Below are 7,463 nucleotides of genomic sequence, written 5' to 3' on the forward strand. Positions count from 1 at the left end.
GGAGGAAAGGAACTAGCATGAATGAAAATGTATGTAAGCATTCTTCTCGTTAGCTTCCTTTTATCCGGGTGTGCAAAACGAGAAATTATAGATCAGATTAAAATTGTGCAGAGCCTCGGTTTTGACGTCCAAGGAGATACATTTAAGGTAAGCGCCTCTTACGCTTCATATCAAAAGAAAAAACGTTTGCGATTGATGATCGCAGAAGCGCAAACATTTTCCGGAATTTGGATCCCTCACAATAAGCAATCTGATGACCACATCGTGAGCGGACAAGTAAGGACACTCGTTATTAGTGAAAAGTTTGCAAGAAAAAGCATTCAAGATCTAGCCAGCAGTCTTCTTCGAGATCCAGTTATGAGTAATAACGCTACTATCGTTATAAGCAAACAAGAGGTAAACACAATTATGTCTGAAACCTTAAATAATCCACCATTCGATTTAACGGATCAAATCAATCAGAACATGAAAAATGGGAATACTCCTTTTTCAAATGTGCATTTGGTGCTTGATCAATACTATGGAGAAGGTCAAGATGTGTATTTACCTATACTGAATCAAGACAAAAATGGCTTAATTCGCTTGGATGGGGTTGGTGTATTTAAAGAAGACAAATTATGTCTATTACTGAACGATAAAGAATCCTTCATACTGAAACTCCTCAAAGATAAAACGAAAACGATGACCGGCGCCTACGAATTTTTGGGGAGAGAAAATGAACCCATTTATTTTAAGATCTTGCATGGGAAAAAAAACATAACCAATGAGCAGAATGACTCTGTAGTCATCTCCCTGAAACTACATATACAACTGAGAGAACTACCAAAAACAAAAAGCTCTGTCAGTAAAAGCGATTTACTTGAACTTAAACATGACATCGAACAACATTTTACAAGCGGAATTAGTGACATGTTAAAAAAATTCCAAATGAATGCTGTGGACCCGATTGGTTTTGGTGAGATTTACAGAAGTAATAATAGAAATTGGAACGAGCAGGAATATAAAACTAAAACGTACCCTAATATCAAATTTGAAGTGAATACAGAGATTAATATATCTCACTCGGGAGTTGGCATTGGTGCAGAATAGCGTGAAGGAGAATTACTTGATTTCAGGATTTTTCGTGTTTTTCTTGATCTTTGCTACACAGTCTGGCATTGGAGGATTAGGTTCTCCAAATATCATGTTTAAATACTCGGGTCAAGATGCCTGGATCTCCGTGTTCATCATGGGTTTAGGCCTTCATTTAATTATCTGGATGATGTTTAAGATGCTGGGTAATCCCGCTAAGGACATCATTGACTTGCACCAACTGATTTTCGGGCGTTTCATGGGCAATGCTTTTTCGTTACTTATGATCGGATATTACTTCATCTCAGCCTTATATGTGTTCCTAACTTATATTGACATTGTACAGGTATGGGTATTTCCGACCATAAGAACTTGGGAATTGGCCGCCTTATTCATTTGTTTGATTTATTATCTTGTTTCCGGAGGATTCAGGGTTTTAACCGGATTTGCTTTGTTCTCTACGATAACTGCCTTCCTATTGTTCCCTCTGATTTATTTCCCGATTAAATTTGGAAACCTCAATTATTTAATGCCAGTATGGAATCATTCCGTTCCTGAGCTGCTCAGGGCTTCTAAAGCTTCTTACGGTATATTTATTGGTTTCGAATCGCTTCTTGTTTACTTTCCTTTTATTAAAGCAGTTGAAAAGCAAGCGAAATGGGCCCATTTAGGCATTGTAATTAATACTCTTCAATTCGTTGTGATAACCATTTCCAACCTGCTTTTTTACAGTCAGGGCCTGCTAAAAAACACGCTCTATCCCCTTTTAGGCATAACCAAAATTATTCAGTTTGACTACATAGAAAGAATCGAATTTATATTCATATTTTGTTGGCTTATCATGTTTATTTCATCACTTTGTATTTCAATATGGAGCTGTACGAGAATTTTGAAGAGAGTCACTAATCTCAAACCCCGAATGTCCTTAATTTTGATATTAACGATTTTCTTCATAGTTGTTGTTCAATTCAATGAAAAATTGCAGATTGATGCGCTAGGAAACTTCACTATAAATATTGGAATTTATTTTGTGTTCACCTACATGCCATTACTTTTTATTCTTTACTTAATCCGTAATAGAAGAAAAGCTAAGTTAAGTACAGAATAATTCTATTTCTCTTTCTTTATTTGCTAAGCAATCGGTTCCAGCTCAGTTTCATATTGGGTAGGAAGCGCATTCGAGACCGTTATCAAATCAACATTAGTTTGACGAGTCTTCGGATCCTAAAATTTCCATGCCAACCTCATAGAAAATAAGATGTTTTCGAAAGAGTTATTGAACTATCCTGCCCGTTAGCGGGGTGAAGGGCTACCACGCGGCAGCCCTTCACTGTTTCACTATCGTTTCCAGTTAGCGCAATGAACTATTGACTTAAAGAGTATTTTTTAATAATAGATGTATTCATTATAGTTTTTTTGTAATTACTCTTTTCAAAATAATAAGGGCCTAAATGGTTTAGTTTCATCTGATCACCTTTTTTGAAATCACGCCAAATAATCAAATTATTTTCTTCTTCGATGATCGCTGAAATAAATCCGCAATTCAAATCTTCACAGTCTGCACATGTAAGAAGAGGATAGCGATTCTCGCCTAATTTACTTAGTCTTTTGAGTGATAACTCCTCAATTATTTCTTGCTTATACTTACTTATTCCTGGACCAATACAAGGAATATATCCGTGTTTTTTCAATAGCTCATATAACGATTTACCGTCAATTATAAAATCATGGTTCTACAATCAATTCTGAAGTCCATCAAGATACCAACCATCATTTTCACCCTCTAACCCCATAAGTTTCTCTTTAATATTATTATTCCAGTCAGTGAATTTTCCCTCAAGGTAGTATTCATCACGTTCACCTATAAATTCAAACTCAAGAGATTCAGAATAACATATTTTGTACTTTTCCAATTATAATTCCTCCATAACGATTTTATTAGTATAGATCTGTACAAAAGTTTATCAAAAGAAATAAGCTACACCACGCAAATCTGCCCATTAGTTGAGAAAAGTCAACCGATCACTAGGTCGGTTGACTTCTTTTGTTGATATTGAACTAACGTTCACTGTTAGCGTAAGGGACGTTTATTTTTCAACCTAAGGAAAGAGGCAGCTCTCCAAGAACATCTTTCCTTTATCAACTCGCCGCTTGTATTATTAATGATCAGCTTATTAGGCTTTAACTCTCTGCAGATTAGATTGAATCATCATTTTCACTTTATCTTCGGTCAAATGGTAGAATTTTATCATAATAATAATGGCAATTATTGAACCGACCGCTGCGCCTAAATTCATAGCAGCCCATAAAGCATTCAGTGCAGCAGGAGTTTGTGTAACGGTTTCGCCAGCAACAGCAGCTTTATAACCAGCAATTCCGATAATCCACATGCCTACGCCGCCGGAAATAGCGCCAACGAGTTTAGACATAAACGTTTGGGCTGCGAAGGTAACGGCTTCAAACCTTTTTCCATTTGTGTAATCGTCATACTCAATACAATCAGTAAAGAATAGGGCAGATACAATGATGAATGGCGCGGATAAGAGCCCACGGACCAAGGATAAAACGAGAAACAACGAAAAGTTATCTCTAGCTAAGAAAAAGATAAGAAGTGAGAAGATGGCAGTTGCTGCAAAGGAGAACATGGCTAAATTCTTTTTGCCAAATTTTCGAATAAGCAGCGGTGATAGTGGTGCAACTAATAGCATTGGAATAATCCCAATCCCTAGCATCAACGAAACTTTCGTTGGATCTCCATAGATATCCGATGCAACAAGAGGTGTCAGCGTCATGGCGAAATTCGCACCATTCGCAATCAAGCCTACAAGAACAATCACGACTAAGTACTTATTACCTATGACAGACTTAAAGATTTCTCCAACTGTTGGATGGCTACTTCCCTCTTGTTTAACTCTTTCCTTTGTAAAACGAATCAAAATCATCGTCAGAAAAGCAATAACGGACATTATGAGGACGGAGATAAAGTAATTGTTATTGGTTGCATTGAGTATCGTTGGGAATACGGCCATCCCGATAATGACACCCAAAAGCCCTGTGAGCTTATTATAGGTGAGTAGTAAGTTTCTTTCTTCAGGAATAGGTGTCATGGCAGTTGAAAGCGCGTAAGCTGGAGCATCTGCTGCCGCATATAGGGTACCCCAGATAAAGTAAGTGATTGAAGCATAAATGATTCTCACGGTTAAACTTTGGTCAATTAGGAAATTGGTAAAGCTAAAGCACAATACCGTAAGCAGAGGTACAGAAATGGCAGCCATCATAACCCATGGTCTAAATTTCCCGCTTTTTAGTTTGGATTTTTCGATGATTGTCGCAAGGAGTGGGTCCATGAATGCATCCCAAATCCGTGCAAAAAGGAGTATGGCAGCCACGACTGTAGCTGGTATTCCCAGAGTTCCCATATAATATACGCCTATGAAAGTAGAGAGTACCATGAAAATGATATTCTGACCCGTAAAAAACATGTCATAACTGATTCTTTCAAATCGGGTTGCTGCGTATTTAGTTGTTTGTTCCTTCATGGTGTCACCCCATATCCCGTTATTAAAACCCCAAAGATTTCAACATTTGTGCGGCTGTCTCTTCATCAAATATGTTCGTAATGAACATCACGGCCATCCCTTTTAATTCTTCCGGCGATAATTCCAATTCAACGTCAGGACTGGACATCATCCCCATAAAGCTTTGCAAAAATGAAATGGCCTGCTCCTTTGCCTGCTCTCCATGGATTGTCGCCTCTTCAAGCGGTGTTGAACCGAGTTTGCTTAAACCCAAATAATTGACATGCGCCTTAAGGCGAACCAAGAAGTCTTCATAATTGCGATCAACCGTCCATGCTGCCTCGGCAAGTGCTTGAATACGAGGGGAAATCATCGCTTCGAGAATTTCCGATGTTGGCACACGCTCCGTCCAAATCGCGCCTTCAATCCCTAGAATATTGTCGCCTTTCAGATTAAGATTTTCTCTAATTTTGGGTTCATACTCATAGGTCTTCTTCAAACGGACAATACTATAAGGATAATCAAAATACATATGGAAGACCTCAGAGAAAATCATGGGCTGACCCTTCTCGAAATGCGGATAGACATAACTTTGGGGTTCCGCTTCGATCCAGTATTGCACAGCAATGTCTTTGGATATACGTTCAGCCTTTAAGCTCTCGTTCCAACAAGTAACTGTTTTCCCCTTTAATTTTAAATAATCTGCGACTTTCCCTGTAAAAATGCCTTGCAACTCTTCGAAGTTATCAATTTCGTTTTGTATCATGGATTCTTTACAATGCGGACATGCTTTCCACTTCTCTTTAGGAGACTCGTCGCCACCCAGATGGATTCGTTCGGAAGGAAATAGCGCTGTAATCTCATCCATTAATTGATAAATCCATTCATACGTCGTTTCTTTCCCTGCGCACATGATGACTTTATAAATACCCGCTTTGCCGGTAATTTGAATTTGTTCATCGAAGCAGCTCAATTCGGGATATGCGGCAATAGCCGCAGAGGCATGTCCAGGCATATCGATTTCTGGCACAATTTCTACGCCTCTGCTGGCTGCAAAGGCAACAACCTCTCTGATTTGGTCATGGGTGTAATAGTTGCCAAAGGACCCGATTTCGTTGAGCTTCGGAAAGATTTTGCTTTCGATGCGCCATGCTTGATCGTCAGTTAGATGCCAATGCAGCACATTTAATTTATACAAAGACATCTCTTCGATAATTTTCTTCATTTCTTCAACCCCGAAGAAATGCCGAGCCACATCGATTAATAGTCCTCTATGCGCGTATTTGGGACCATCTTTGAAAGTTGTGCACATCAGCTTGCCGTCATTGGTTTTCTGCGCCTCAACGATCATTTGATACAATGAAGTCAATGCCCAGGTCATCCCTGCATCATCTTGAGCATAAAGACGAATTCCATCAACTCCGATTTCCACCGAATATGTTTCTATATTGCCATCTAAATCCGCAATGAGCTGTATATTCGCACTCCTGTTACCGCTTACATTTCCGTTAATCTGGCAATGTTCACTTACTCTTTTTATGAAGATTTCCACAATCGACGGATTAAAGCTTCCAGCATGAATTTCAAATTGGCTATCCAACATCAAATAAAGTTCACTCTTAGTTACGCTGCCATTAATCTTTGGAATGATTTGCATTTGTTGTTCCCCCTTCTAAGACATAAATTATATTATCACTCTATGCGTAATTTATCAATATTTATTTCACATAGTGTGAAATAAATAAAACAAAAAAATCCATTCTCAGAGAACGGATCGAATAAGTACTATGCTTTTAAACCGCTTAAAATCACCTCAACGAGTAGAGAAATGCTCTTTCTGTCATGTCCCGATTCCATTCTTATGATTTCTTCCCGGAACAAAAATCTTTGAGCAAGTGCCATAACGGCTGATAGAGAAACAAAGAAGACGGCCTCAAGATTTTGAGAATACTGTTTTTTGATGCTTCCGTCCTTTATCCCCCGTTGTAATTCATTCTGGAATATTTGACCATGTTCTTGGTACACGGAAATAAAGGCATTACCGGCATTCGTTTCCCCATAGCTCTTATGAAAGAAATAGTCCGCTTGAACCGTGAATAAGACAACATCTTCATTATTAAGTAAATATTCTAAATACGTATACAACATATATTCGATACGAGCATATCCAGTGTCTAGGTAGTCGGGAATTTTCGAGGATACTGAGACTCTTTTAAATTCCAAAATGACGTTTCTAACTAATTCAAGAGCCACATCCTCTTTATTTTTATAGTATAAGTACACCGTTCGGCGCTGAATAGAGCACGCTTCTGCAATGTCCTGTAAGGTGGCATTTTGAATTCCCTTCTCGATGAATAATCTGAAAGCTTGATTTAATATGTTATTTCTTTGATTTTGTTTGGTTTTGCTTTCATCATAGGTAACGTCAAAGATCAAAGGAATCCCCCATTTCTTAATCCAATTTAACAAGGAATAAAAAAATATGCAAACAAAAAAAGTGATAATCTCACCATCATTCCATTTTCCTATAACTCATTAATTCATCTAAAATAATCTGCAGCTCTGGACTGAGATTAAAAGTTTATCAAAAGAAACCAACTACCACCACGCAAATCTGCCTTTAGCTTAATAACAAAAAAAAGACCCACAGCAACGGGCTGTGGGTCTAAGTTTATATTTTAAAGGGGGTCGACTATTATTATAACCTTTCATGATTAATACCAGATGAAAATAAGATGTCAATCATGTAACAATTACTTAACTATCGTTCTTACATCCCTCAGTTTTAAGGGTTTATCTCACGTAAACTCATTCATTCGCAGGATTTCATCACCTTGAAATATAGTAATCTTAAGAATACTAGGTTGTTGAGAC

The 7,463-nt window shown here is 37.9% G+C and carries 7 protein-coding genes; 2 read left to right on the forward strand and 5 right to left on the reverse strand.

Annotated elements, in window-relative coordinates; translation table 11 throughout:
* The first annotated feature begins 21 nt into the window (after nt 1-21).
* Complete coding sequence (locus tag L6I86_RS10615; protein ID WP_236286898.1) at nt 22-1,089, forward strand: Ger(x)C family spore germination protein; 1,068 nt, start codon at nt 22-24, stop codon at nt 1,087-1,089.
* Nucleotides 1,079-2,179 (forward strand): GerAB/ArcD/ProY family transporter, encoded by a 1,101-nt coding sequence (locus L6I86_RS10620; RefSeq protein WP_236286900.1) that lies wholly within the window; start codon nt 1,079-1,081, stop codon nt 2,177-2,179. The genes L6I86_RS10615 and L6I86_RS10620 overlap by 11 nt, the downstream gene beginning before the upstream one ends.
* 256 nt (nt 2,180-2,435) lie before the next feature.
* On the opposite strand, the gene L6I86_RS10625 is transcribed toward L6I86_RS10620, so the two are convergent.
* From L6I86_RS10625 to L6I86_RS10645, 5 genes are all read right to left on the reverse strand, one after another.
* Complete coding sequence (locus L6I86_RS10625; RefSeq protein ID WP_236286904.1) at nt 2,436-2,762, reverse strand: hypothetical protein; 327 nt, start codon at nt 2,760-2,762, stop codon at nt 2,436-2,438.
* A 48-nt stretch (nt 2,763-2,810) separates the two neighbouring features.
* A complete protein-coding gene (locus L6I86_RS10630; protein ID WP_236286906.1) occupies nt 2,811-2,984 on the reverse strand; it encodes a hypothetical protein in 174 nt (57 codons plus the stop codon).
* Between the two features lie 261 nt (nt 2,985-3,245).
* Complete coding sequence (locus L6I86_RS10635; protein ID WP_236286909.1) at nt 3,246-4,610, reverse strand: MFS transporter; 1,365 nt, start codon at nt 4,608-4,610, stop codon at nt 3,246-3,248.
* A gap of 22 nt (nt 4,611-4,632) precedes the next feature.
* A complete protein-coding gene (locus L6I86_RS10640) occupies nt 4,633-6,246 on the reverse strand; it encodes a beta-N-acetylhexosaminidase (protein ID WP_236286910.1) in 1,614 nt (537 codons plus the stop codon).
* Nucleotides 6,247-6,374: 128 nt separating this feature from the next.
* A complete protein-coding gene (locus tag L6I86_RS10645) occupies nt 6,375-7,025 on the reverse strand; it encodes a TetR/AcrR family transcriptional regulator (RefSeq protein ID WP_236286911.1) in 651 nt (216 codons plus the stop codon).
* Nucleotides 7,026-7,463 lie beyond the last annotated feature (438 nt).

The sequence above is a fragment of the Paenibacillus allorhizoplanae genome, assembly GCF_927798215.1.
Lineage (GTDB): Bacteria > Bacillota > Bacilli > Paenibacillales > NBRC-103111 > Paenibacillus_E > Paenibacillus_E allorhizoplanae.

Coding starts and splice junctions, on each gene's coding strand:
- L6I86_RS10615 (WP_236286898.1), top strand. CDS start 22: ATGAAAATGTATGTAAGCATTCTTCTCGTTAGCTTCCTTTTATCCGGG.
- L6I86_RS10635 (WP_236286909.1), bottom strand. CDS start 4,610: ATGAAGGAACAAACAACTAAATACGCAGCAACCCGATTTGAAAGAATC.
- L6I86_RS10640 (WP_236286910.1), bottom strand. CDS start 6,246: ATGCAAATCATTCCAAAGATTAATGGCAGCGTAACTAAGAGTGAACTT.